We start from the raw sequence: 23948 nt of genomic DNA on the forward strand, positions 1-23948 counted from the left end.
CGCGCTGGTTCACCACAACGAACACAACGGCGTCACGACGGACACAACGGGTCCCGGGAGGCTGACCGTCCCGGCCACCGCACGCTGAACGTCAGCGCCGGCCTGACTCAGTAGAGCCAGATCGCCAGCAGACCGACGGTGCCGACCAGGATGCGCCAGGCCGAAAACGGGGCGAAACCGAAGCGGCCGACAAAATCCACCAGGAAGCGGACGACGAACAGGCCGCTGATGAAGGACACCACGAAGCCGATCGCGATCAGGCCGGCGACGTCGTTGGTGATCATCTCCCGGCTCTCCCAGAAGTCGAGGGTGAACGCGCCGACCATGGTGGGAATGGCCAGAAAGAACGAAAACTCTGCAGCGGCCTTCTTGTCGACACCCAGCAGCAAGCCCCCGACGATCGTCGCGCCGCTGCGCGATACGCCCGGAATGATCGACAGACATTGCCACAGGCCGATGCCCAGCGCCGTCTTCCATGACAGCTTCATGGAGTCCTCGATCAGGTCACGCTGTTCGAGGGTCTCGACCCCGTCCCTGACCACGCGCCTCAGACCCATGGTGCCGGCATCGGACCAGCGTTCCAGCACGATCAGGGCGATCCCGCCGACAATCAGCGTGACGCAGACGATGGTGGTATTGAACAGCACGCCCTTGATGAAGTCGTGAAACAGCAGGCCCAGGAGCGCCGAGGGGAAGAAGGCCAGAAGGACGGAAATGGCGAACCGCCGTGCGGCGGGATCCTTGCCCGGCAGACCCAGCAGCACCTTCCAGAGCCGGGCGAAATACACGGCGACCACGGCCAGGATCGCGCCCAGCTGGATCATCACGATGAAGGTGTCCCAGGGCGTATTGGGAAGACCGAGAGCTTCCTTGGCCAGCAACAGATGGCCGGTCGAAGAAACCGGAATGAACTCCGTCAGCCCCTCGACGAGCCCGAGAATGATTGCCGCAATCCAGTCCTTCACGCACGCCCCCGATGTCCAAGGGCCGTCAATGCGCGCCCGGTTCGGGTCCCACATAGCGCAGCCGCGCCCGGATAGGCGAGCCATTCGTCGCCTGATCCAGCGCATGACCCAGCAAGCCGGCCAGACGGCCCAGCAGCAGCAGGTCCCGGGCGGCGTCGCGGGGCAGTTCCAGACGCCGGGCGATGACCGCCAGCGCCAGGCCGAAATTGGCCGGCTGCCCGGTGGCAGCTTCGCCCTCCTGCACGGCGCGGGACAGGTCAGACGGCAGGTCCGCCGCGCTGATCAGCGCGACGGCGCGTGGATCGCCGGCGGGGTATTCAGCGCTGCCGAAACCGGCCAGTCCACCGGCGGCATGGGCCCGACGCGCGGCGTCGGTGGCCTGGCGGCGTACGGCCACCACCCAGTCCGATGCCCGCATCAGCTCGGCCATCGCCTCGGACCCGCTCAGGGTCATCAGTCCGGAGAAGGCTGCTGCAGCGGGGGCCGCCCCGCCGCTGACCGCCGCCCGGGTGGCCAGGACCGAGGCATTCATCTCGTGGTCCGCTGACAGGACCAGCGCGCGGCGGATCAGGTGGGCGTCGCGGTCCGGCGTCTTCCACGATCGGGCCAGCCGCTGGTGCAGGAACAGGCGGGGCCCCGAGCCGGCTGCGGCATCCACCGCCTCATCCAGCACCCGGGCGCATTCCAGCCGCAGGTCCTCGACGGTGCGCGCCTTGGGATCGGCGTCCTCCTCGGCGCGGCGCGCGAGGGCTGCAAACAAACGGGCCCGGATCGACCCGCCGGGCACGGCACCGACGCGCGGCCGGATCTCGGCGAAAGGGTTGGCGGATCGGGCGTCCCAAAGTCGCCGGGCCACATCTTCCAGTGTCGCCGTCTCGGCAAGCTGGATAGCATCCAGCCCGCGATAGAACAGTCGCCCGTCGTCGATCACCGTCAGGGATGATGAGACCTCGGCCTCGCCGCGGCTGGCCAGCCGGGGGATGCGGCGCTGTGCCGCCTGAACCTCATCGTCGACGATATCGCCGCTCAGACGGGCGATGTCCTGAACGGCATAGAGGCTGCGCCGGGGATCTGTCGGGTCCGGTCGGGCGGCGATCCGGCCACGGCTGACATAGGCATAGAGGGTCTGGGTCTTGACCCCGAGCCGGGCCAATGCCTCGCCCCGTCCGATCCAGCGGACGGCTTCCATGACCGGGTCGACACGCTCCAAGTCGCAACCTCCGCGGGGAGCCCAAGGCTCCGTCCCCTATCGGAACGCCACCATGGGGCCGTTTCGTGACGATCCCCCTAACAGGCTTAACAGACCGGTCTTGGCAGGGAACGGGCTTTCCGCGACAAGGCAGCCATGACGTCCGCCCCCTCACTCATCGATATCCACGCCGAGGGTCATGCCGCGACCCGCGCCGTCACCCGCCTGTCGGTGGGTGTCGCGGTGTTGCTGATCGCGCTCAAGGCCTTCGCCCTCGGGGCCTCCGGCTCGGTGTCGATCCTGGCCTCACTGGCCGACTCGGCGCTGGACCTGCTGGCGTCTCTGGGCGTGTTCTTCGCCGTGCGCTGGGCCGCCATGCCGGCCGACGAGGATCACCGCTACGGTCATGGCAAGGGCGAGGCCCTGGCTGCGCTGGTTCAGGCCGGTCTGGTCTTTGCCTCCGCCCTTTTCATCGGCTGGGAAGCGGTCCAGCGCATGCTCGACCCCCGGCCGATCGCCTCGGGCTACTGGGGCGTTCTGGTCATCCTGATCTCGATCGCCCTGACCGGATGGCTCGTCTGGATGCAGGGCCGTGCCATGCGCCAGAGCGGCTCCATGGCGGTCGCCGCCGATCGCGCCCACTACGCCGGCGACCTGGCGGCCAATGGTGTGGTCCTGATCGGCGTGATCTCCGGCTCCTTCCTGGCCGCGCCCGGCCTTGATGCGGCAGCGGGCCTGGTCGTCGCGGTCTGGCTGTTCTGGGGAGCACTGAGCGTCCTGAAAACCGCGGCCGACCATCTGGTTGACCGGGCCGTGCCCGATGCCGACCGGATCACCATCACCACCGCCGTCCTGGCGGATCCCCGGATCTCGGGCGTGCACCAGCTGCGCACGCGGATGGCCGGCTCCGCGATGATGATCCAGATGCACATCGACCTCGAGCCGACCCTGACCCTGGAAGCGGCCCACGCCATCGTCGTGGAGGCCGAGAACCGGCTGCTGGCGGCCTTTCCGCGCGCGGATGTCCTGATCCACGCGGACCCGCGCGGCCGGGCCGAATCCCACGGCGGCGCTTTCGGGGAAAAGGAACAGCCCGACCTCAACTGAGGCATGGCCTCACAGGCCGCACGGGCAAGACAGCTAACGCGGACTTAACGCCCTCGCGTGCAAGACGGACCCATGTCGAGCTTCGTCCTCTATCATTTTGCCTTCGATCCGGGCTCGCGCGCCGTCCGACTGGCGCTGGGCGAGGCAAGGATCGAATTCTCCGAGACCCCCGTCCGCCCCTGGGAAGACGACTGCCCGCTGGCGACGCTGAACCCGTCGGGCATGCCCCCGGTGCTGCGGATCGGCGACGACAACGGACGCGCCCTGACCCTTTGCGAACCCGCCGCCATCCTCGGCTGGCTGGAGGAGCGGACGGCCGAACCCCTGCTCCTGCCCACGGACGTCGCCGAACGGGCTGAGGTGCGGCGACTGCTGGCCTGGTTCGACCGGCGGTTCACAGACGAGGTGAATGCGGTCCTGCTGCACGAGCGGATGGAAAAGCCACTCCTGCGTCTCGGTCCGCCCGAGGCTCGCGCCCTGCGCGCCGGGCGCGAGGCGCTCCGGTCCCATCTGGCGATGCTGGAGGCGCTGTTGACCCAACGCGACGCCCTTGCCGGCCGCCGGATCAGCCTGGCCGACATCGTCGCCGCCGCCCACCTCTCGGTGCTGGACTATTTCGGCGAGATCTCCTGGGTGTCGTATCCGGGTCTGAAGACCTGGTACATGAAGCTGAAGTCGCGACCCTGCTTCCGGCCCCTGCTCGCCGACCGCTTTCCGGGCGTCGCCGCCTCGGCCTGGTACGCCGATCTGGATTTCTGATTTCGCTGAACCGGGCGGTATGGGAGACAGGGCCATGCTGGCCGACCCCCGCGACACCCTCCGTCAAGGCGCTGCAGCCCTGGGCTTCGACGTCTGCCGCTTTGCCTCCGCGACCGAGCCATGGAGTGCGGGCGAACGGCTGGCGCATTTCGTCGAGGCGGGGCGGCACGGCGAGATGGGCTGGATGGAGACGACGCTGGAGCGCCGCGCCCATCCCACCGCCATGTGGGACGGGGCCCGGACCGCCGTGGTGCTTGGCCTCAACTATGGGCCGGAGCACGACCCCCTTCCCGAAATGGCGGACCGCTCGGCCGGCTATATCTCGGTCTACGCCCGGGGCGATGACTATCACGAGGTCATCAAGGGTCGCCTCAAGACCCTGGCCGGCCAGATCGCCGCCCGGACAGGCGAGGAGGTCAAGGTCTTCGTCGACACCGCCCCGCTGATGGAAAAGCCGCTGGCCCAGCGCGCCGGCCTCGGCTGGCAGGGCAAACACACCAACCTGCTGAGCCGCACCCACGGCAACTGGTTGTTTCTCGGCGTGATATTGACCGCTGCCACGTTCGAGCCGGATCCGCCCGAGCACGAGCATTGTGGCACCTGCACAGCCTGTCTGGACATCTGCCCGACGCAGGCCTTTCCGGCCCCTTTCCAGCTCGATGCACGCCGCTGCCTGTCCTATCTGACCATCGAGTTCGCCGGGCCGTGGCCGGAAGCGTTCAGGGTGGCGACAGGCAGCCGGATCTATGGCTGCGACGACTGTCTGGCCGTCTGTCCATGGAACAAATTCGCGGCGGCCTCGCGGGAGTCGCGGGTGCAGGCGCGCGAGGCCCTGGTCTCGCCCCGGCTGGCCGATCTCGCCGCCCTGGACGACGCGGCCTTCCGCACCCTGTTCGCAAAGAGTCCGGTCAAGCGGATCGGTCGCCACCGCTTCGTGCGCAATGTCCTCTATGCGATCGGCAACAGCGGTGACACGGGGCTGATCCCCGCAGCGGAGCGGCTGCTGGACGATCCGGACGCCGTGGTGCGTGACGCTGCGCTTTGGGCGGTAGGACGGCTGAGGGAGACCGTCCCGGCGTCCTAACCTTCCGCCACGGCCCCGCCGCGCTCGCCGCCGGGCGCGCGGGCGATGTCCAGCAACTTCAGTCGGAACACCATGACCGAATTGGGCGGGATGCCCGGACGGCCCTGTTCTCCGTAGCCGAGCGCCGGGGGCAGATAGATGATCCACTCGTCACCGACCCGCATCTCCTGCAGGACCTCCGTCCAGCCGGGTACGACATCACTGACCGTGAACACCGCCGGCTGGCCGTTCTGGAACGAGCTGTCAAACACCGTCCCGTCGGTCAGGGTGCCCTCATAGTCGACGCGGACCAGATCGTTGCGGTCCGGATGCTCGCCACCGGGCGGGCCCGAATGGACGACCTTGTACTGGACGCCCGACGGCAGGGTCTTCACGCCCTCCACCCGTGCGTTGGACGTCAGGAAGAATTCGGCTGCGCGCAGATTCTGCGCCGCCGTCTCGTCCGGGGCCGGCGTTCCGCGATCACAGGCGGCCAGCGGCCCCGCCAGGACCGCGACCATCGCCAGCGCCGATGCGCGCCTAACCCATCCGTAATTCATATCCCGCCTCTTCCAGTGCATGTCTGATTTCAATGACGTGGGCCTCGCCACGGGTCTCGACCATGATGTCGAACTCCGCGCCCTTGGCCGGTACGTCCAGCGCTAGCCGGTTGTGCACCACGTCGATGATATTGCCGCCGAGACCGCCGATCACGGCGCTCATCTTTGACAGCATGCCGGGGCGGTCGTCGCCGAGGATGCGATAGACGATCATCTTCTTTTCGCGCACCAATTCGCGATTGAGGACCACGGCCAGCATGCGCGCGTCGATGTTGCCGCCACAGAGCACCAGCCCGACCTTCATGCCGCGGAATTTGTCCGGATAGGCCAGCAGGGCCGCGAGGCCGCCGGCACCGGCTCCCTCGGCCACCGTCTTCTCAAGGGTGGCATAGTAGGCCACCGCCGTCTCGAAATGGGCCTCCTCGCAGACAAGGACGTCCTCGACCAAGGGGTCGGCAAGGGCGAAGGGAATGTCGCCCACGGCCTTGATGGCGATCCCCTCGGCGATGGTCTGGCCACCACATTTCGGCGTCTCGCCGCGCCGTCTGGCACTGAACGACGCATACATGGCCGCCTCGACGCCGAAGATGCGGATGTCCGGCCTCATCGCCTTCGCCGCTATCGAACTGCCCGCGATCAGTCCGCCGCCGCCGATGGGGATGATCAGGGCCTCCAGGTCCGGTGCGTCCTCCAGGAACTCCACCGCGCAGACGCCCTGGCCCGTGACGATCCCCTCATCATCAAAGGCGGAAACAAAGACAAAGCCCTCCTCGTCGCGCAGCCGGTGCGCCTCCTCGGTCGAGCCGGAGAAGTCGAGCCCCTTGATCACCACGGTGGCACCGTGGGCGCGGGTGCCGTCGGCCTTGGTGAAGGGCGTGCCCTCGGGCATGACGATGGTCACAGGCACACCCAGCCGGGCACCGTGATAGGCGAGGGCCTGGGCATGGTTGCCGGCACTGGCTGCCACCACGCCGCGCCGGCGCTCGTCCGGCGTCAGCTGCAGCAGCCGGTTCAGGGCTCCGCGCTCCTTGAAGCTGCCGGTGAAATGCAGGTTGTCGAACTTGACCCAGACCTCGGCACCGGTCAGCTGCGACAGGCGTCGGGAATAGCGGACCGGCGTCCGGTCCACCTGGCCGGCGATGCGGTCCCGGGCCGCCAGAATGTCGTCAAACGTGACTGTCATGGACGCTCCCTATACCCGGTCTGCGCCGGGTTTATGCGCGCTTTTGGCCCACGGCCCGATGCGCCGCAACCTTGACCTTATGGCGGCGTTGAGCGTCTGATCGGGATGTTCGACCCGCACCCTCGACGGAGAGAGCCTGCATGTCTGCCCGCCACCTGTTCCTTGTCGCTGCACTCGGTGCCGCCCTCGCGGGCTGCGCGACTGTTCCCACGGGCGATTCCGCATCCGGCGGGGCCGCCGCTTCAGCCTTCCGTGCGGAAGATTTCGCCTGGTCGGCGGCATCGGGACGCGGGTCTATCGACGGGCGCATCGCCTTCAACCGCGGCGGCCAGGCCTTCACCTGCACGGGTTCGGTCGCGCTCACGCCCTACACCCCCTATACCCGCGCCCGGTTCCAGACCCTGTACGGGTCGACCGACCGCGCCGCGGTTCCGGAAGCGGTGGTGCGGACGCGGACCGTGGAGAACCCCAGCGCCGACTATCGCTCCTTCGTCCGCTCAACGACCTGCGAGAATGGCCGGTTCGAATTCCCGGGATTGCCGGACGGGGCCTGGTTCATCATCAGCCCGGTCAGCGCCGGGGGAGACCGCATCGTGCTGATGCGCCGTATCGTCACCCGCGGCGGACGCGTGTCCGTCACACTCTAACCGGTTCACCTGCCTTTGCCGGCTGTCATTGAGGCCGTGTTTCCGGCCGCTTCGGAGCGTTAACCATGATCCGTCTCGCCCTTGTCGCCATCGCCGGCCTGAGCCTGTCCGCCGTCCCGGCCGTCGCCCAGTCGTGGGGCGGAACCCACGACCCGAGCGACCGGGGTGGCGACCGCTTCAGCCCCTACCCGAGCGGATACGGCGAACGAGCCTACCCGGGCGGCTACGGCGCCCGTCGCTCCAACGCCGTTCCGTCGAATTTCGACTGGCGCGGCCAGCTGGACCGGCCCGGCGACTTCCGCTGCGACCGGTTCCAGGACGCAAACCGGGATGACTGCGGTGCCGGCTGGCGCGACCAGCGCCGTCAGGCCGGCCTGCAGGCATCGCGCAATGATCGCGAACTGGCCGGCGACCGCCACGACGATTCCGGTCGCGGACCTTACGGCTACGCGAATCAACGGGGCCATGGCGCGGCCTGGAACCAGGACCATGCCCGGGGCTCGACGACCTGGCACGGGGCCTATGGCCGACCCGACCACGTCTATCCGGGCCGCGGCGTGGTCTACAGCCGTGGCCATGCCGGCGGATACAACAGCGGCTACGGATCACGCGCCGACTGGTGCCGCGCCAGCTTTCAGTCCTACGACCCGCACACCGGCTACTACCGCGCCTACTCCGGTCGACTGATCTATTGCGGCTGACGCGCTCAGACAGGGCGCGACCTCCACGCGCCCCAGAGCAGGATCCGGGATCGCTCTTTTGATCACGGATTGGTGCTTAAGCGCCGTTCGCCATTGTTTGGCCTTGTCCGACCCGCTTCGGTGGCCGCGACCCGCAACGGGTGGTGGACCAGGGAGCGCGTATATGTCCCAGCACAATATCTCGGGATCGGAGGTTTTCGGCCCCAAGCCCGGCGTGATGGTACGGTCCGTCAGGACCAGCGGCCTGCGGCGGCAGCGGGCCGCCCGAACCTGGGCGGCCTTCATCGCCGGCGCGATCGTCGCCGTGGCAGGCGGTGCCATCGCCATGGCCGCCATCTTCGGACCTACTCTGTTCGGCTGACCGGATCGCCTCCGGTCTGGACTTCTCTGCCGGTCGCTGATTGGAATGGGGGGTGATCGGGGGCCAGATCAAATGACATCGCCAGAAGCAGCCACTGTCCGGCCGGTGCGCGACAGGGTGTTCTTCACCTCCATGGCGGCGATCGTCCTGGTGGTGATCTTCATCGGCTTCGCACCCAGCTATTATCTGCGCGGCATCCTGCCGGCCCCCCATCCCTATGAGGCCATCAGCCCTGTGGTGATGGCTCACGGCCTGGTTTTTTCAGCTTGGGTGATCCTGTTCGCGATCCAGGCCAGCCTGGTGGCGACCAACAGGGTCGCCGTGCACCGCCGGCTCGGCACGGTGGGCATGGTCCTGATCGCGATCATGATTCCCCTGGCGGTCGTCACCGCGCTCCAGGGCGTTGACCGGCCGTTCTCGAGGCCGCCGGGGATCCCTGGGCTGACCTGGCTGGCCGTGCCCCTGCTGGACGTCCCGGTTTTCGGTGGCCTGATCGTCGCGGCCCTCGCGTTCCGAAGGACTCCGGCCATCCACAAGCGGCTGATGCTGATCGCCATGATCGATCTTCTTCAGCCTGCACTGGGGCGAATTCCCGACCCGGCATGGCTGCCGATGGCGCTCTCCCCTCTCCAGACACTGGTGTTTCTGCTGCCGCTGTTCGTCTGGGACCTGTTCACCCTGAAACGTATCCATCCGGCGACGCTCTGGGGCAGCGTCGTCATCGCCGCCGTGATGTTCACGGTGCCGCTGATCTGGACCTCGCCGGCCTGGCTGGCGTTTGCAGGCTGGGCCCACGGGCTGACCGGCTGATCAGGCCAGCCAGACCATGCGACGGATCTCGGTCTCGGCACCGCGCGCCCGGCTGAACCCCTTGCGCACTTCGCCGGTGTAGAGAAAGCCGGCCTTTTCCAGCACCCGGCCGGAGGCCGGATTGTCGCTGAAATGCCCCGCCACCAGGGCGCGCCGCTTCCACGACCGGCCGGCCCAGGCCGTCGCCCCCTGCAGGGCCTCGGTGGCAAGGCCACGGCCCCAGAAGGGACGGGCAATCCAGTAGCCGACCTCGGGTGCCGGATCGCCGTCCTCGAACAGGCCGATGACGCCGACCGGGCCATGGTCCTCATGTTCAATCAGGAAGGTGCGGGCCCGTGCGGGGTCCTGGACCGCCACCTTCAGCACAAACTCCTCGGCGTCCGCGACACCATAGGGGTGCGGCATGCGCAGGGTCATACGCGCAATGGCCGGATCATTGGCAAAGGCGGCAAGGCGGGCGACATCCTGGGCCCCCGGCGCACGCAGGACCAGGCGTCGCGTCTCGACGACGGCAGAGGGTTCGATCAGGCACATCAGACGCAAGCCTCGTTCGATATGCCGCCTCCTTGGAGGGCCCGGGCGGCTTCGAGGCGGGGAAACGCAAACGGGGAGCCTGGTGATCCAGACTCCCCGCGGAAACTTGTCCCTTGGTCCGGATCGCGGCTCTTGAGCCTTGCGCGATCCGGATGATCTTCCGTTCGCGCTACTCGGCAGCCATGGCCTGTTCGGCGGTGTCGTTGGCCGGAAGAATCGATACGTAACAACGGCCGTTGGCCTTCCGGGTGAATTTCACGGCGCCATGGGCGGTCGCGAAAAGGGTGTGGTCGCGGCCGAGGCCGACGTTGTCACCCGGGTGGAAGGTGGTGCCGCGCTGGCGCACGAGGATGTTGCCGGCCAGAACGTTCTCGCCGCCGAACTTCTTCACGCCGAGGCGCTTGGAATGAGAGTCGCGACCGTTACGCGACGAACCACCGGATTTCTTGTGAGCCATAGGTCTGCTCCCTGTCTCTGACTGTTCTTACGCTTCTTCGGTGGAGGCGGGCTTGGCCTTGGGCGCAGCCTTCTTGGCCGGAGCCTTCTTGGCGGCGGCCTTGACCGGCTCGGCTTCGGTCGCTTCGACGCGCGGGGCCAGGCCACGGGCACGAAGGTTCATTTCAGCCTTGGTCATCAGCGAGGTCTCGCCGTCCCATTTGGCCTTCTCGCCGGCACCGTCGATGCCGGTGATGCGCAGGACGGTTTCCATCTGGCGATGGCCGTTGGTGCGGCGATAGCCCTGACGGCGGGTCTTCTTGAAGATCTTGATCTTCTCGCCCTTGCGGGTCTCGACCAGGGTCGCGGCGACCGCGGCACCCGCGATCATCGGAGCGCCCACCGTCACGCCCTTTTCGCCGCCCAGCATCAGGACGTCGCCGAACGAAACGTTCGAACCGGCCTCGCCGTCGAGCTTCTCGACCACGATGACGTCGCCCGGTTGAACCCGGTACTGCTTGCCGCCGGTCTTGATCACCGCGTACATGTTGAAGCCTCAGCGAAACGCAAAAAGAATAAGCCCGACGGGGGACCCCCTCGGGCGAAGAGCGGCGACATAGACGCAGAGGGCTGTTCGAGTCAACGCGGACGGGCGAAAAATCGGGGGTTGGCTGATCACCCCGGCCAGAATGACGGGCCGCTCTGGACTGTTATAAGATAACATTCTATGAGGGCCGACGATGATGCCGCCCGACCTCCAGCAACCCGTCCTGTTGTCCGTCCTCGGCGTCGGCTTCGCCACGGCCTTCCTGCACGCGGCCCTGCCGACCCACTGGCTACCGTTTGTGCTCGTCGGACGCGGTCAGCGCTGGACCCTGACCCAGGTGCTGACGACCGTGGCCATCGCGGGGTCGGCCCATATCGTCACCACCGCCGTCGTGGGCGGCCTGATCGTGGCCGCCGGCCTGGTCGTGGACCAGTGGATTACCGGCCTGCTGCCCGGCCTGTCCGCCGGACTGCTTTTCCTGTTCGGCGCCTTCTATCTCGGCAAGGCCCTGCTGCGCCCGGCGGTCCTGGCCGGCGGCCCGTCCCTGGCCCTGTCCGAACCGACCGTTTCGCACACCGCCGCCTTCTGGGGGCTGGTCGTCATGATGGCTGTATCGCCGGGCGAGGTGTTGTTGCCGATCTATCTGTCGCAGGCGACAGAGGGGCCCGTGGTTCTGACCGCACTGACCCTGGCCTTCGGTGTCGGCACGGTGCTCGGCATGGCCCTTTTCACGGTTCTGGCCCGTGCGGGCTGGTCCGTGCTCAGGCTGGAGCGCTGGGTCCGATACGAGGGCATCATCCTCGGCCTCGCCCTGATCCTGATCGGCCTTCTCGTGATCCTGCGCCCGCACTAAGGATAGCGGAATGGCGCACGCCCACGGATCTCACGACCACGCACACGATCACAGCCTTGGGCACGGGCACGGGCATGACCACAGCCATGGTCCGGGCGGCCATCACCACGGTCCCGTCGATACCGGCGACTGGCGCTATGCCGTCGGCCTGCTGGTCAATCTGGCCTTTGTCGCCGTCGAGTTCGGAGCGGGGATCGTCAGCGGCTCAACCGCCCTGATGGCCGACGCCGGCCACAATCTGTCCGATGTAATGGGTCTGGCCATGGCCGGTGGTGCGGCCTGGCTGGCGCGGCGCGCAAGCGGACCGGGCAAGACCTATGGCTACGGCAAGGCCACGGTGCTGGCCGCCCTCGCCAACGCCCTGCTGCTGATCTTCGCCTGCGGGGCCATCGCCTTCGAAGCGGTCCGCCGCCTGGCCGAACCGGCCCCGGTGATGAGCGGGCTGATCATGGGCGTGGCCGCGATCGGCTTCGTCATCAACCTGGGCACCGCCCTGCTGTTCATGCGCGACCAGCACAGCGACCTGAACGCCCGCGGGGCCTATCTGCACATGATGGCCGACGCCGCCGTCTCGATCGGCGTGGTCATTGCCGGTGCCGTGATCATGTTCAGTGGCTGGTCGATCATCGACCCGCTGGTCAGCATCGTCATCGTCGCTGTCATCCTGCTGGGCACCTGGGGCCTGCTGAAGGACTCGGTCAATCTGGCCATCGACGCCGCGCCGCGTGGCGTGGACGTCGAGGCCATCCGCGCCGCCTTCCTGACCCTGCCCGGCGTCACCGCCGTGCACGATCTCCATGTCTGGGGCCTGTCGACCACGGAAACCGCCCTGACCGCCCACCTCTGTCACGACCGGACCGATAGCGACGCACTTCTGGCCGAGGCCCAGGCGCTGGCCCGCGGAAAATTCCGCATCGGCCACACGACGCTGCAGCTGGAAGCCGCACCGCTGGCGGACTGCCCGACCTGCTGACCGTACCCGGCCGCCTCCGCCAGAAGGTTCATCACAAAGGACACGAAGGGATCACGAAGGACACAAAGAGACCGTGCGGGTCATGACGCGGCACGCGTCAATCCTTCCAGAGTCCCTGGCTCGCTGCCCCGGACACGCCCCGGCCCCTTCGTGTCCTTGGTGACCTTCTTTGTGTCCTTCGTGTTGAACCAGCCGCCTTCAACCATGACGGCGCCTGCGGCGCGGCAGTCGATCTCACTGGCGCCATGCGCCCCCCGCCCCTAGATGAGCCCCATGACCGACAAAATCCCCGTCACCGTCCTCACCGGCTACCTCGGCGCCGGCAAGACCACCCTGCTGAACCGCATCCTCACCGAGGACCACGGCAAGCGTTATGCCGTCATCGTCAATGAGTTCGGCGAGATCGGCATCGACAATGACCTGGTCGTCGGGGCCGACGAGGACGTGTTCGAGATGAACAACGGCTGCGTCTGCTGCACGGTGCGCGGCGATCTGATCCGCATCATCGCCGGGCTGATGAAACGCCAGAAGCCCGGCACCCGCGCTTTCGACGCCATCATCGTCGAGACCACCGGCCTGGCCGACCCCGGCCCGGTGGCCCAGACCTTCTTTGTCGATGAGGACGTCAAGGCGAAGACGCAGCTCGACAGCGTCACCGCCCTGGTTGACGCCAAACACGTCATGGCCCGGCTGGACGACTCGAAAGAGGCCCGCGAGCAGGTCGCCTTCGCCGACCGCATCATCCTCAACAAGACCGACCTCGTCAGCGAGGCCGAACTGGTCGCGGTCGAGGCGCGCCTGCGCAAGCTCAACCCGCTGGCCCCCATCACCCGCGCCGAGCGCGCCAATGTTCCGCTGGACCAGGTGCTGGGCCTCGGCGGATTCGACCTCGGCCGGATCCTCGACATCAATCCCGAGTTCGCCAATCCGGCCCATGGCGAGCCGGGCCATGTCCATGACGAGCACTGCGGCCATGATCACCACGATCACGACCACGCGCATCATGATCATGACCATACTCACGACCATCCGCATGACGCCCCGTCTTCAGGCGCGAGGGGCCATGCGCACGAGGACGACATCAAGGGCATTTCCCTGTCGCTCGACCGGCCGATGGACGGGACCAAATTCACCGCCTGGCTCGACCGGCTGCTGGGCGAGCAGGGTCAGAACATCCTGCGCGCCAAGGGCATCATCGACGTCAGCGGCGAGGACCGTCGGCTGGTCTTCCAGGCCGTGCACATGATCCTCGAGGGGGATCTTCAACGCGAGTGGGGTCCCAACGAGCGCCGCTGGTCCCGCGCCGTCTTCATCGGCCGCGAACTGGACGAGGCCGCCCTGAAGTCGGGCTTCGAGGCCTGCGCGGCATGACTGGCTTTGTCGATCCGACCCGCGAGGACATGGCCCTGTTCCGCGACCTGCCGGCGGACCGGCCGATCGCGATGATCAACCTGCTCCGTTTCCGGGAGACAGCCACCTATCCGGCCGATCATCCGGACCATGCCGGGACCCGGACCGGGGCCGAGGCCTATGCCGCCTACGGCCGTACCGCCGCGCCGCCCTTTTCCCGGGCAGGCGGTAAACAGGTCTGGCTCGGCCGTCCGGAGATGACCCTGATCGGGCCCCGGGACGAAACCTGGGACCTGGCCTTCATCGCCTGGTACCCCTCGGGAGAGGCCTTCGGGGCCATGCTGCGCGATCCCGAGTACCGGACGGCTGTCGTGCACCGTCAGGCCGCGGTGGCCGACTCCCGGCTGATCCGGTGCTTCCCGTCGGAGCCCGGTGCCGGTTTCGGCGAGAGCCGCCCGGCATGAGGACCTCCTCTTTCGACGCCCAGATCACCGCCGTCGTCTTCGACGCCGAGGGCGCGATCTTCGCCCTGGGCGACGGTTCGGTCCGCTTCGAGGGCGGCGAATTCAGTGCCGCCCATGACGGCGCGATCCTGTGCGCGGTGGCCCATCCGTCCGGTGACGGCGTGGTGACCGGCGGCGACGACGGCCGTCTGATCTGGCACCGCCGCACGGACGCCGGGGTGCTGGCCACCAGCGCCAAAGGCCAGTGGATCGATGCAGTCGACGCCTCGGCCGAGAGCGGCCTGATCGCCTTCTCCGCCGGCAAGACCCTGACCGTCCTGGATGCGAAGGACGCCGGCTTCCGGCGTGATTTCCAGCATGAGCGTACCGTCTCCGGCGTGGCCTTCGAACCCAGGGGTCGTCGGATCGCAACCTCGACCTATGGCGGGGCCGCCCTGTGGTTCGCCCGGATCGCCGAGCAGAAGCCGACCTTCCTCAAATGGGCCGGGTCGCACACCGCCGTGACCTTCTCGCCCGACGGGGCCTTTGTGGTCACCGCCATGCAGGATTCCCAGCTGCATGGCTGGCGGTTGAAGGACCAGAAGAACATGCGGATGGGCGGCTATCCGTCCAAGGTCCGGGCCTTCAGCTTTCTGTCCAACGGCCAGTTGCTGGCGACCTCCGGGGCCCAGGGTGCCGTGCTCTGGCCCTTCGTCGGTGCCAACGGACCCATGGGGCGCGAGGCTACAGAGATCGGCTTCGACGAGGGCAGTCTGGTCGCTCTCGTTGCGTCACAGCCGAAACAGGGCGTCCTGGCCGCCGGCCTGAACGACGGCCGCGTCTGGCTGGCCGATCCGGCGGGACAGGGTCTGAATTTCCTCAAGGCCGAACGGGGTGCCCCGATCACGGCCCTCGCCATGAGCCCCGACGCGACCCGGGTCGCCTGGGCCGACGAGGACGGGAACGCGGGGGTTTCGACCCTCTAGCGATCGTCATTCCGGGCGGAGAGATGAATCGGCCTCTTGCTCCCCACCCTCGCCCGCGCCACCATCGTCCCATGTCCGGGGTGAAGAGAACTGCGAAGAAGGGCCGCCCGTTGCTGGCGCTTTTCCTCCTGCTCGTCCTGCTGGCATCCGGCAGTGTTGTGATCCAGCGTTTCGTGGCCCCGCCGCCCACCTTTCTGATGGTCAGCCGCGCGATCGAGGGTGAGGGCCTGTCGTACCGCTGGCGGTCGCTGGACGACATCTCGCCCCGGCTGGTCCAGGCCGTCATCGCCTCCGAGGATTCAACATTCTGCGCCCACAACGGCTTCGACATGAAGGCCATCGAACGCGCGCTGCAAGCCAATGCCCGGGCCGAAAAGCGCGGGTCCGGCCGTATCCGCGGTGGTTCAACGATCAGTCAGCAGACCGCGAAGAACGTCTTTCTCTGGCCGGGTCGCGACTGGATCCGCAAGGGGCTGGAGGCCGGCTACACCGTCGCCATCGAGACCGTCTGGGGCAAGCGGCGGATCATGGAGGTCTATCTCAATGTCGCCGAATGGGCCCCGGGCGTCTATGGTGCCGAGGCCGCCGCCCAGCACTGGTTCGGCAAGTCGGCAGACGCGCTGACCGCCCGCGAGGCCGCCCGGCTGGCCGCCATCCTGCCCTCACCGCGTCGTTACAGCGCCTCCTCGCCCGGCCCCTATGTCCGCCGCCGCACCTCGCGCATCCAGGCCGCCATGGGCACGGTGCGGGAGCAGGGTCTGGCCGCCTGCGTACTGGGCTGAACGGCGACGCTTGACGCGACCGCTCCACTCCCTTCACCTGCCCGCCCAAAGGCGCGGCGGCAGACCGCGCCCCGGAGGAAATTTCCATGAAACGCACCCTGATGACGGCAGCCGCCGCCTGCGCCTTCACCCTTGGGCTGGTCGGCTGTGCCAGCCTCGGCATGACCGATGAAGCGATGGACACAGCATCGGTCGATGAGGACGCCGTCGCCGCAGCGGTGCGAGCGGTGGAGGCCGCCGCCGTCCCGACAGCGGCGGACGCCATCGCCTTCGTCGCCGACGCCGAGACCCGTCTCGCCGCCCTCAGCGAGGAGGCCGCGCGCATCCAGTGGAGCCGGGCCACCAACATCACCTATGACACCATGTGGCTGGAGAGCCGGGTCAACGCCGAATACACCGAGCTGCAGGTCGAGCTGGCCAATGGCGCGGCCGGCTTCAACGACGTCGAGGTTCCGGCCGATGTGCGGCGCAAGCTGAACCTGCTGCGGCTTGGTATCGTCCTGCCGGCCCCCAACCGCCCCGGCGCCGCAGGCGAACTGGCCGAGATCACCACCCGACTGGATTCGACCTATGCCACCGGCAAATTCGAATACCAGGGCCGTCAGATCACGCTTGAGGAAGCCTCAGCCCTGCTGGCCACGACCCGTGATCCGGCCGAGGCGCGCGCCCTGTACGAAGGCTGGCGCACCATTTCCCCGGTCATGGCCTCCGACTACGCCCGTATGGTCGAGATCGCCAATGAGGGTGCCTCCGAGCTGGGCTTCGCCGACACCGGGGCCATGTGGCGCTCCGGCTATGACATGGAGCCGGATGCCTTCGCCGCCGAGACCGACCGGCTGTGGGCCCAGGTCAAACCCTTCTACGAAAACCTGCACTGCTATGTGCGCGGTCGCCTGAACGACCGCTACGGCGACGCCGTCCAGCCGGACCAGGGCCCGATCCGCGCGGACCTGCTGGGCAATATGTGGTCGCAGCAGTGGGGCAATATCTATGACGTCGTGGCCCCGGCGACGGGCGGCGGCTCCAGCTATGACCTGACCGAGCGGCTGGTCGCCTCAGGCTATGATGCCCGCAGGATGGTCGAGACCGGCGAGGGCTTCTACGTCTCCATGGGCCTGCCGGCGCTGCCCGGCACCTTCTGGGAACGCAGCCAGATCACCCGGCCGCGCGACCGCGAAGTCGTCTGCCACGCCTCGGCCTGGGACCTCGACAACCTCGAGGACATCCGGATCAAGATGTGCACCGAGGTCAATGCCGAGGACTTCTATACGGTCCACCATGAGCTCGGGCACAACTACTACCAGCGCGCCTACAAGGATCAGCCCTTCCTGTTCAAGAACGGGGCGAACGACGGCTTCCACGAGGCGATCGGGGACTTCGTCGGCCTGTCGGCCCTGACCCCGACCTATCTCAACCAGATCGGCCTGCTGCAGACCGTGCCGGGTGAGGCCGAGGACATCCCCTTCCTGCTCAAGATGGCGCTCGACAAGATCGCCTTCATGCCGTTCGGCCTGATGGTCGATCGCTGGCGCTGGGGGGTGTTCAACGGCGAGACCAGCCCGACCGAATACAATGACGCCTGGTCGGCCAATATGCTGCGCTACCAGGGCCTTGTCCCGCCCGGACCGCGTCCCGCGAACGCATTCGACGCCGGTGCGAAATACCATATCCCCGGCAACACCCCGTACACCCGCTATTTCCTGGCCCACATCTACCAGTTCCAGTTCCATCGTGCGGCCTGCGAACAGGCCGGCTGGACCGGGCCGCTGCATCGCTGCTCGGTGTATGGAAATGCAGAGGTCGGCGCGCGCTTCAACGCCATGATGGAGATGGGCCAGTCCCGTCCGTGGCCCGAGGCGATGGAGGCCTTTACCGGCCAGCGCGAGAATGACGCTTCGGCGGTGGCCGACTATTTCGCACCGCTGAACGCCTGGCTGACCGTCCAGAACCGCGGCAAGGATTGCGGCTGGGAGGCCTGACGCCCGCGTCGAAGCGCGATCGCATTAACCCTTGGCGTTGAGCCTTCCCTTAACCGAACTGGTTCAGTCTTGCGCGGTCGAGTGTGTGCGCCTTGCACCCGCGATCAACGGCGGAACCGGTGATGGGGCTAAAAACCTGGATGAAGGGCATGAACCGGTCCCTGTCGGCGTTCACCCGCCGCCTGGCCGAAAATTCCGGCGGCAATGTCGCCCTGATGTTCGCCATCAGCCTGCCCGTGCTGATCCTGTTGACCGTCGGCGGCGTGGACATCCATCGCGCCTCGACCGTGCGCGCCAATCTTCAGGACGCGCTGGACGCCGCCGCCCTCGCAGCCGCGCGTTCGCCCTATACGGCCAATTCCGACCTGCAGCGCGTGGGGCTGGCGGCCCTGAAAGCCAACCTTAAAGCCTTTCCGGAGGTCACCCTCAGCGAGGACGATACCAGCTTCGTCATGAATGACGACAATGTGGTGATCGCCACATCCAAGGTGTCCGTAAAGGCCATGGTCGCCCACATCGTCCTGCCGCCCTACGGCCGGTTCATGGACGAATACCTGCTGGTCCGCGCCGATTCCGAGGTCGACCGCTCGTCCAAGAACATCGAGGTCGGACTCGTACTCGACATCACGGGGTCCATGGGAGGACGACGCATCGCTGACCTCAAGGCGGCGGCAACCCAGTTGGTCGACATCGTGGTTGAGGACGTCCAGACGCCGTTCTACACCCGGATGGCGATCATACCCTATTCGATGGGGGTCAATCTCGGTGGCTATGCCGACGACGCCCGCGGGACTCCGATCGGAGCCCGGGCGATCTCGGACATGGAATGGGCGGACTCCAGCGCCAAGAACATCAGCGACATCACCCGCGCCAGCACGGGCGTGGTCACCACCGCCTCCAGCCACGGCCTCCAGACCAATGACTTTGTCTGGATCCGGAACGTCTCCGGCATGCCGCAGGTGAACGATCGCGCCTACCGGGTCCAGAGGATCAATGACACCAGCTTTTCCCTGCAATCGTGGAACGGCACATCCTGGGAAACCTTACAGACCAGCGGTTACGGCCGCTATAGCCGCAGGGGCGAGGTTCGAAAGTGCCGTCTTTCGGACTGCACGGTTCAGGTGAGCGCTGCGGGCCATGGGCTCGCAAACGGAGACGGGGTCTATATCACGGGGGTCAACGGCATGACCGAGGTCAACGCCCGGCCCTTTATCGTCTCCCATGTCACGGAAAACACCTATTCGATCGGCTTCAACGGCGCGGAATGGGGGACCTATACGTCCGGTGGCTCCAGCTGGTGCGGCCAGGACGGCTGCCAATGGCGGGTCTTCTACAATCCTTCGGGTGACCTGCGCGCGCTTGAAACCAGCACCTGCGTCAGCGAACGCACGGGCCGTCAGGCCTATACCGATGCCGCGCCTGACGCCTCGGCCCGGGTCGGGCGCAACTATCCGTCAACCTCGGGCAATCCCTGCCCGTCTGCGACCATCCTGCCGCTCAGCAGCGACCGGGCGACGTTGAAGTCCCGTATCCGCGACCTGTCCGTCGTCGGCTCCACCGCGGGCCAGATCGGCATGGCCTGGGGCTGGTACGCCGTATCGCCGAACTTCAACGGCCTCTGGCCCGGCAGCCCGGCAGGTGCCTATGCCCCCGAGGATACATTGAAGGCGGTCATCATCATGACCGACGGCGAGTTCAACACCCCCTACAATAGCGGCGTGATCGCGGTGGACGCCGGAGCGGGATCCGGCGGGAACCGTGACAAGATCAATCAGAACGCGACCAATGGTGACCCTTTCGCCCAGGGGCGGGCCCTGTGCGACAGCATGAAGGCGGCGGGCGTCATCGTCTACACGGTCGGTTTCCAGATTTCCGCGGGCGGCAACGCGGCGGCCCTGCTGGCCGATTGCGCCACCAGCCCGCAACACGCCCATCTTCCCGCCAGCGGGGCCGACCTCTCCACAGCCTTCGCCGAAATCGGGCGCGACATCACCAGGCTGAGAATCTCGAAATAGGTTCCGACGCGCCGGTCAGATCAGCCGGATTTCCCTGAGCCGCTCGGTCAGGAAATCCTCGGCCATGATCGCCTTGCCCGCATAGCGGTCGGGATTGGTTTCCGAGATCATGCCCGGCAGGGTCTCGATGACGAAGTCCGGGTTGAAATGCAGGAAGAAGGGCGTCGAATAGCGGGCGAAGCTGGCCCGCTCCGGCGTCGGATTGATCACCCGGTGGCTGGTCGACGGCAGCACATGGTTGGTCAGTCGCTGCAGCATGTCACCGATATTGACCACCAGGGCACCCGGCGGCGGGGCGATATCCAGCCACTCACCATCGGCATCCTTCAGCTGCAGCCCCGCCTCCTCGGCGCCGAGCAGCAGGGTGATGACATTGATGTCCTCATGGGCTCCGGCCCGGACACCCGAAGCGCCGGCGGGTACCGGCGGATAGTGCAGCATCCTCAGGATCGAATTGCCCATCTCGACCTTGTCCTCGAAGAAGTCGTCTCCGAGTTCCAGGTAGCGGGCTATGGCCCGCAGGATCCGTCGGCCCAGGGCGTCCATGGCGGTGAACATGCCGTAGAGGTGGGGTCGAAAGCCCTCGATCTCGGTCGGCCAGACATTGTCGCGCATGTATTTGCGATAGGGGTGGCCCGCCGGCAGCTCGCGCCCGACGTGCCAGAACTCCTTCAGGTCGACCGTGGCCGCACCCTTGGCCGCCTCAACACCGAACGGCGTCAGCCCGCGCGCGCCGCCCGTGCCGGGCAGGTGATACTGACGCTTGGTTTCATCCGGCAGGGCGAAGAAGGCCTTGGTGTCGGCGACGGCTGCGTCGAGCACCGACTCGTCGAGACCGTGATCGGCGATCACCGCGAACCCGTAGCGTTTGAACGAGGATCCCAACCGGTCGGCGAACGCCTGGAAGTCCGAATCGTGGAGAGACATCGACACGGGTTCAATCGCCTTGCGGGCCATGGCTGCGGTCTCCGGGCTCGGGGTCGTACTCACTTAAGGCCTCATCATTCGGGAGCAAACGGTTCCTTACGCCCTAAGGCGCGAACCTGGCAAAGTCGGGACGGGATCACATCCGCCTCGTTCGTTCAGGTGCCATACAGGTCGGAACCTTCACCATAAGCTCGCGTTTCGCCGCCAGACCGTTTTTTCAGACAGGATTCCCCACAATGCGCAGCAAGCTTCTCCTTACCGGTGCCAGCATCGCCATCCTTCTGGGCGGGGTCGCCTGCACCACCACGGATCCCTACAGCTCGGCGCCGCGTCGCAACAACACCGGCACGGGCGTGATCGCCGGTGCCCTGGGCGGGGCCCTGCTGGGCTATCTGACCAACACCTCGAACTCCGAGGAAGGCCGCAAGAACGCCCTGATCGGTGCCGGGATCGGCGCCCTGGGCGGCGCGGCCGTTGGCCAGTACATGGACCGTCAACAGCGCGAACTGGAAGCCGAGCTCTCCGGATCAGGTGTCGGCGTGGCGCGCCAGGGCGACAACCTGGTCCTGCGCATGCCGTCCGATGTGACGTTCGCCTCCAACCAGGCTTCAATCAATCCGCGCTTCAACACGACACTGGACGATGTGGCCGGCGTGCTGAACCGCTATGATCAATCCATCGTCGACATCGTCGGCCATGCGGATTCGGACGGTACGGACGAGTACAATCTCGACCTGTCACGCCGTCGCGCCTCGTCAGTGGCCCAGTATCTGGTCAGCCGTAACGTCCTTGCCGACCGCGTCTATGTGGACGGCCGCGGCGAAAGCGCCCCGATCGCTTCCAATGCCACCGCCGAAGGCAAGGCGCAGAATCGCCGGGTCGAGATCCTGATCCGCCCGTTCCGCGGCTAGGCTGCGGCGCGCCCGGGCAGAGCGTCTGTTATCCGCGTGAATGACGGGATGCTTCAGCTGCCCTGGTTTACGGGTACCCGGAAATCAGGGCGGGGCGTCGCGGCCCCGCCCTTTTTTGTTACTGGACACCGTTCCGTGACTTGCGATGCGGCGCGTCCGGTGCTGGATACGAACAGCACACGTCGCGGGGGAATCGGTTGCTTCGAGAACATCAGGAACTCGCCGACGGAGCGAAGCTGGCCGCTATCGCTGCCGTCTCGGCGGTACTGACCGCGATCGTCGTCATTTTTGCCGGCCGGGCCTTGCTGGCCCAGCCGCACGCCGCCGCCAGTGAACGTCCTGCGCTCACCTCTGTCGAGCTGCGTCAGGCCCTGCCGATCGAGGCATAGCGGAAGCCGCGGGCCCGCACTTCTGCGGGGCGATAGACGTTTCGCAGATCGACCATGACCGGCTGACGCATCAGACCCTTGATCCGGTCAATGTCCAGCGCCCGGAACTGGTCCCATTCGGTCAGGATCACCACCACATCGGCGCCCGTGACCGCCTCATAGGGACCGTCCCTGAACTGGACGCCTTCCAGCAGCTTTGCGGCCTCATCCATGCCTTCCGGGTCGAACGCCTGGACGGTCGCGCCCATGGCCATCAGGGCGGGGGCGACGTCCAGCGAGGGGGCATCGCGCATGTCATCGGTGTTCGGCTTGAAGGTCAGGCCCAACAGGGCCACCGTCTTGCCGGCCAGGTCCCCGTCCAGGGCCGAGGCCACCTTGCCGGCCATGGCCTTCTTGCGCGCGTCATTGATCGCCACGGTCGTCTCGATCAGCCGCACCGGTGCCCCGGCGTCCGCGGCGGTCCGCACCAGGGCGATCGTGTCCTTGGGAAAGCAGGAGCCGCCATAGCCGGGTCCGGCGTGCAGGAATTTGGAGCCGATCCGCTTGTCCAGACCGATCCCCCGCGCGACCTGCTGCACATCGGCACCGACGGCCTCGCACAGGTCCGCCATCTCGTTGATGAAGGTGATCTTCATCGCCAGGAAGGCGTTGGCGGCATATTTGATCAGCTCTGACGTTCGCCGCCCCGTAAACAGGATCGGCGTCTCATTGAGGTTCAGCGGCCGATAGAGTTCGCGCATCACCGCCTGGGCACGCGGATCCTCGGTGCCCACAACGACCCGGTCCGGCCTCTTGAAATCCTCGATCGCGGCCCCTTCGCGCAGGAACTCCGGATTGGAGACCACGGCGAAGTCTGCATCGGGGCGGCGTGCGCGGATGATCCGCTCGATCTCGTCACCCGTGCCGACCGGAACCGTGGACTTGGTCACCACCACGGTGAAGCCCTCGATCAGCCCGGCGATCTCTTCCGCGGCTGCATGGACATAGGAGAGGTCGGCATGGCCGTCGCCGCGCCGTGACGGGGTACCCACGGCGATGAAGACGGCATCGGCTGTGCGGATCGCCTCGGCCGCGTCGAGCGCGAAGCTCAACCGCCCACCACGGACATTGGCCGCGACCAGATCGTCCAGACCCGGCTCGAAGATCGGAATCTCGCCCTGCTCCAGCCGCCCGATCTTGGACGGGTCCTTGTCGACGCAGATCACCTCATGGCCGAAGTCGGCGAAACAGGCCCCCGAGACCAGGCCCACATAGCCGGTGCCAATCATCGCAACGCGCATCGAAACCTGTCCCTTGTTCGTCGGGCGGAGATAGCGAGCGGCCGGGGCTTTGGCCACCCCGCGATCCGTTCCTCGCCCGACAAAGCAAAACCGCCGGCCCCCTTTCGGGAGCCGGCGGCTGCTTTTGGTCTGGCCGATCGGCCTTCCGGGTTTAGCGGAAGTTGATGCCGATGGTGGCGCGACGGTTGAGCGGCTCACG

26 protein-coding genes are annotated in these 23948 nt (G+C 67.0%); 17 read left to right on the plus strand and 9 right to left on the minus strand.

Features of this window, described 5'->3' with window-relative positions:
• Positions 1 to 107: 107 nt before the first annotated feature.
• Positions 108 to 965, minus strand: coding sequence for an undecaprenyl-diphosphate phosphatase (locus Q0053_RS13135; protein ID WP_298100877.1), 858 nt, complete (start codon positions 963 to 965; stop codon positions 108 to 110).
• Between the two features lie 25 nt (positions 966 to 990).
• Positions 991 to 2175 (minus strand): citrate/2-methylcitrate synthase, encoded by a 1185-nt coding sequence (locus tag Q0053_RS13140; RefSeq protein WP_298100879.1) that lies wholly within the window; start codon positions 2173 to 2175, stop codon positions 991 to 993.
• A gap of 135 nt (positions 2176 to 2310) precedes the next feature.
• Between Q0053_RS13140 and Q0053_RS13145 the strand changes: the two genes are divergently transcribed.
• From Q0053_RS13145 to queG, 3 genes are all read left to right on the plus strand, one after another.
• Positions 2311 to 3261, plus strand: coding sequence for a cation diffusion facilitator family transporter (locus tag Q0053_RS13145; RefSeq protein WP_298100881.1), 951 nt, complete (start codon positions 2311 to 2313; stop codon positions 3259 to 3261).
• A gap of 72 nt (positions 3262 to 3333) precedes the next feature.
• Entirely contained in the window at positions 3334 to 4020 is a 687-nt protein-coding gene (locus Q0053_RS13150; protein ID WP_298100883.1) for a glutathione S-transferase family protein, read from the plus strand.
• Positions 4021 to 4054: 34 nt separating this feature from the next.
• Positions 4055 to 5104, plus strand: coding sequence for a tRNA epoxyqueuosine(34) reductase QueG (gene queG, locus Q0053_RS13155; protein WP_298100885.1), 1050 nt, complete (start codon positions 4055 to 4057; stop codon positions 5102 to 5104).
• On the opposite strand, the gene Q0053_RS13160 is transcribed toward queG, so the two are convergent.
• Both Q0053_RS13160 and Q0053_RS13165 read right to left on the minus strand, forming a co-directional pair.
• Positions 5101 to 5604, minus strand: a complete 504-nt coding sequence (locus Q0053_RS13160) for an FKBP-type peptidyl-prolyl cis-trans isomerase (RefSeq protein WP_298100888.1) — start codon at positions 5602 to 5604, stop codon at positions 5101 to 5103. The two genes, queG and Q0053_RS13160, sit on opposite strands and share 4 nt — an antisense overlap.
• Before the next feature lie 19 nt (positions 5605 to 5623).
• Entirely contained in the window at positions 5624 to 6826 is a 1203-nt protein-coding gene (locus tag Q0053_RS13165) for a threonine ammonia-lyase (RefSeq protein WP_298100890.1), read from the minus strand.
• A 140-nt stretch (positions 6827 to 6966) separates the two neighbouring features.
• On the opposite strand from Q0053_RS13165, the gene Q0053_RS13170 reads away from it, so the two are divergent.
• From Q0053_RS13170 to Q0053_RS13185, 4 genes are all read left to right on the plus strand, one after another.
• Entirely contained in the window at positions 6967 to 7473 is a 507-nt protein-coding gene (locus Q0053_RS13170; RefSeq protein WP_298100892.1) for a hypothetical protein, read from the plus strand.
• A 65-nt stretch (positions 7474 to 7538) separates the two neighbouring features.
• Complete coding sequence (locus Q0053_RS13175; RefSeq protein ID WP_298100894.1) at positions 7539 to 8174, plus strand: hypothetical protein; 636 nt, start codon at positions 7539 to 7541, stop codon at positions 8172 to 8174.
• 163 nt (positions 8175 to 8337) lie between these two features.
• The gene (locus tag Q0053_RS13180; RefSeq protein WP_298100896.1) at positions 8338 to 8535 is read left to right on the plus strand and encodes a hypothetical protein; all 198 of its coding nucleotides are present in this window, start codon (positions 8338 to 8340) and stop codon (positions 8533 to 8535) included.
• 72 nt (positions 8536 to 8607) lie between these two features.
• Positions 8608 to 9345, plus strand: a complete 738-nt coding sequence (locus Q0053_RS13185; RefSeq protein ID WP_298100898.1) for a hypothetical protein — start codon at positions 8608 to 8610, stop codon at positions 9343 to 9345.
• On the opposite strand, the gene Q0053_RS13190 is transcribed toward Q0053_RS13185, so the two are convergent.
• The 3 genes from Q0053_RS13190 to rplU form a co-directional block, all read right to left on the minus strand.
• Positions 9346 to 9879 (minus strand): GNAT family N-acetyltransferase, encoded by a 534-nt coding sequence (locus Q0053_RS13190; protein ID WP_298100900.1) that lies wholly within the window; start codon positions 9877 to 9879, stop codon positions 9346 to 9348.
• A gap of 169 nt (positions 9880 to 10048) precedes the next feature.
• Positions 10049 to 10336: a 50S ribosomal protein L27 gene (gene rpmA, locus Q0053_RS13195; protein WP_298100902.1), complete on the minus strand. Its 288-nt coding sequence runs from the start codon at positions 10334 to 10336 to the stop codon at positions 10049 to 10051.
• Positions 10337 to 10363: 27 nt separating this feature from the next.
• Entirely contained in the window at positions 10364 to 10861 is a 498-nt protein-coding gene (rplU, locus tag Q0053_RS13200) for a 50S ribosomal protein L21 (protein WP_298100904.1), read from the minus strand.
• Between the two features lie 193 nt (positions 10862 to 11054).
• Here rplU and Q0053_RS13205 point away from each other — a divergent pair, with 193 nt between their 5' ends.
• From Q0053_RS13205 to Q0053_RS13240, 8 genes are all read left to right on the plus strand, one after another.
• Positions 11055 to 11714, plus strand: a complete 660-nt coding sequence (locus tag Q0053_RS13205; protein ID WP_298100906.1) for a hypothetical protein — start codon at positions 11055 to 11057, stop codon at positions 11712 to 11714.
• Between the two features lie 10 nt (positions 11715 to 11724).
• Entirely contained in the window at positions 11725 to 12687 is a 963-nt protein-coding gene (locus Q0053_RS13210) for a cation diffusion facilitator family transporter (RefSeq protein WP_298100908.1), read from the plus strand.
• Between the two features lie 264 nt (positions 12688 to 12951).
• A complete protein-coding gene (locus tag Q0053_RS13215) occupies positions 12952 to 14058 on the plus strand; it encodes a GTP-binding protein (RefSeq protein ID WP_298100910.1) in 1107 nt (368 codons plus the stop codon).
• Entirely contained in the window at positions 14055 to 14501 is a 447-nt protein-coding gene (locus Q0053_RS13220) for a DUF1330 domain-containing protein (RefSeq protein ID WP_298100912.1), read from the plus strand. Before Q0053_RS13215 ends, Q0053_RS13220 begins: the two co-directional genes overlap by 4 nt.
• Positions 14498 to 15466 carry a WD40 repeat domain-containing protein gene (locus Q0053_RS13225; RefSeq protein ID WP_298100914.1) on the plus strand — a complete coding sequence of 323 codons (969 nt, stop codon included), beginning with the start codon at positions 14498 to 14500 and terminating at the stop codon, positions 15464 to 15466. Before Q0053_RS13220 ends, Q0053_RS13225 begins: the two co-directional genes overlap by 4 nt.
• A gap of 71 nt (positions 15467 to 15537) precedes the next feature.
• Positions 15538 to 16248 carry a monofunctional biosynthetic peptidoglycan transglycosylase gene (gene mtgA, locus Q0053_RS13230; protein WP_298100916.1) on the plus strand — a complete coding sequence of 237 codons (711 nt, stop codon included), beginning with the start codon at positions 15538 to 15540 and terminating at the stop codon, positions 16246 to 16248.
• An 86-nt stretch (positions 16249 to 16334) separates the two neighbouring features.
• A complete protein-coding gene (locus Q0053_RS13235; RefSeq protein ID WP_298100918.1) occupies positions 16335 to 18227 on the plus strand; it encodes a M2 family metallopeptidase in 1893 nt (630 codons plus the stop codon).
• Positions 18228 to 18376: 149 nt separating this feature from the next.
• A complete protein-coding gene (locus Q0053_RS13240) occupies positions 18377 to 20242 on the plus strand; it encodes a ubiquitin-activating E1 FCCH domain-containing protein (RefSeq protein WP_298100920.1) in 1866 nt (621 codons plus the stop codon).
• Between the two features lie 15 nt (positions 20243 to 20257).
• Here Q0053_RS13240 and Q0053_RS13245 read toward each other — a convergent pair whose 3' ends face one another.
• Complete coding sequence (locus Q0053_RS13245) at positions 20258 to 21199, minus strand: 2-oxoglutarate and iron-dependent oxygenase domain-containing protein (RefSeq protein ID WP_298100930.1); 942 nt, start codon at positions 21197 to 21199, stop codon at positions 20258 to 20260.
• Positions 21200 to 21405: 206 nt separating this feature from the next.
• Here Q0053_RS13245 and Q0053_RS13250 point away from each other — a divergent pair, with 206 nt between their 5' ends.
• Both Q0053_RS13250 and Q0053_RS13255 read left to right on the plus strand, forming a co-directional pair.
• Positions 21406 to 22080 (plus strand): OmpA family protein, encoded by a 675-nt coding sequence (locus tag Q0053_RS13250; RefSeq protein ID WP_298100922.1) that lies wholly within the window; start codon positions 21406 to 21408, stop codon positions 22078 to 22080.
• A 197-nt stretch (positions 22081 to 22277) separates the two neighbouring features.
• Positions 22278 to 22469, plus strand: coding sequence for a hypothetical protein (locus Q0053_RS13255; RefSeq protein ID WP_298100924.1), 192 nt, complete (start codon positions 22278 to 22280; stop codon positions 22467 to 22469).
• Here the strand turns inward: Q0053_RS13255 and Q0053_RS13260 are convergent.
• The gene (locus Q0053_RS13260) at positions 22445 to 23749 is read right to left on the minus strand and encodes a UDP-glucose/GDP-mannose dehydrogenase family protein (RefSeq protein WP_298100931.1); all 1305 of its coding nucleotides are present in this window, start codon (positions 23747 to 23749) and stop codon (positions 22445 to 22447) included. The two genes, Q0053_RS13255 and Q0053_RS13260, sit on opposite strands and share 25 nt — an antisense overlap.
• Positions 23750 to 23948: the final 199 nt, after the last annotated feature.

The organism is Brevundimonas sp. (genome assembly GCF_027487935.1).
Taxonomy (GTDB): Bacteria; Pseudomonadota; Alphaproteobacteria; order Caulobacterales; family Caulobacteraceae; genus Brevundimonas.